The sequence below is a fragment of the Stenotrophomonas sp. INTA L402-1 genome, assembly GCF_059295135.1.
Genome location: NZ_JCAFWP010000096.1, coordinates 1 through 1,117, shown reverse-complemented (window position 1 = coordinate 1,117; position 1,117 = coordinate 1). Strand labels below are relative to the sequence as shown.

Sequence of the window (1,117 nt, the reverse complement as noted above, 5' to 3'; positions counted from 1 at the left end):
ATGTAGTCAAACACATCCGCTCTTGCTGCATCCAGTGTCGGGTAGCTCGTTCGATAGACTCGCTCACGCTTGAGCAGCCCAAAAAAGCCTTCGCAGGCGGCGTTGTCGCCGCAATGTCCAACGGCGCTCATTGAGCAGATCAGCCCGTTAGCCGCGAGATATCCTTGGTAGTCACCGCTGCGGAACTGACTGCCACGATCCGAATGCAGGATCACCTCATCGCTGCCTTGACGCTGCCAGACCGCCATCTGCACCGCCCGGATCACCATATGGCGATCCTGTCGATCGTGCATTGACCAGCCCACAATGCGCTGGTCGTAAAGATCCAGCACGATGCACAGATACAGCTTGCCCTGCTGGGTCTTGATCTCGGTGATGTCCGTGACCCACTTGGTTTCCGGCTCCAGCGCGAGAAAATCGCGTTCAAGCAGGTTGCCCACGCCCGGCGGCGTTACGGACGGGCTGCCACGCTTCCCGCGACGCTTCCGCCGGGGCCAGCCCTGCAGGCCGTCGGCCGCCATCAGGCGCGCGACCCGGTTCAGGCTGGCGATCTCGCCTTCCTCAGCCAAGTCTTCGCGCATGCGGCCAGCTCCCAGAGTACCCCGGCTGTCTTCATGCAGTTCGCGCATCCTTACCACCAGGCGCTCATTGTCGACCTGCCGGGCGCTCGCAGGGCGCTTACTCCACTCGTAGTAGCCGCTGGCCGATACCTTCAGGCACCGGCACATCAGCCGGATCGGAAACTCATCGCGGCAACGTTCGATCACCTGATACCTCAGGATGATCCCTTTGCAAAGAACGTCGCCGCTTCTCGCAAAAAATCCCGTTCCTTCTTCACCCGCGCCAATTCACGCTTGAGTCGAGCCAACTCTTCGTCCCGTGGCGTTCCGGCGCCGCCGAAAGCGGCCGCTTCTGGATTCTGCGCCTCGCGCTTCCAGCGGGTTAGCAGGCTGTCGCGAATTCCCAGCTCCCGGGCCACCTGGGCGCAGCTGATGCCGGGCTGGCTCGCCTGCTCAACCGCACCGCGCTTGAACTCGGCACTGAACTTCCTACGCTTTGACATGAACACTCCTCATGGCCTGAATCGGCCTTCTTGTAAGTGTCCGTGAAAACGGGG

General features: G+C 61.6%; 1 protein-coding gene. It reads right to left on the bottom strand.

Annotation, left to right across the window (positions count from 1 at the left end):
• A protein-coding gene (locus AC5O77_RS21650; protein WP_494507156.1) for an IS3 family transposase occupies positions 1-1,063 on the bottom strand; the annotation gives its coding sequence in 2 pieces (ribosomal slippage) (positions 1-823 and positions 823-1,063; 1,064 coding nt annotated over the 2 pieces). This gene is flagged as partial in the annotation.
• Positions 1,064-1,117: the final 54 nt, after the last annotated feature.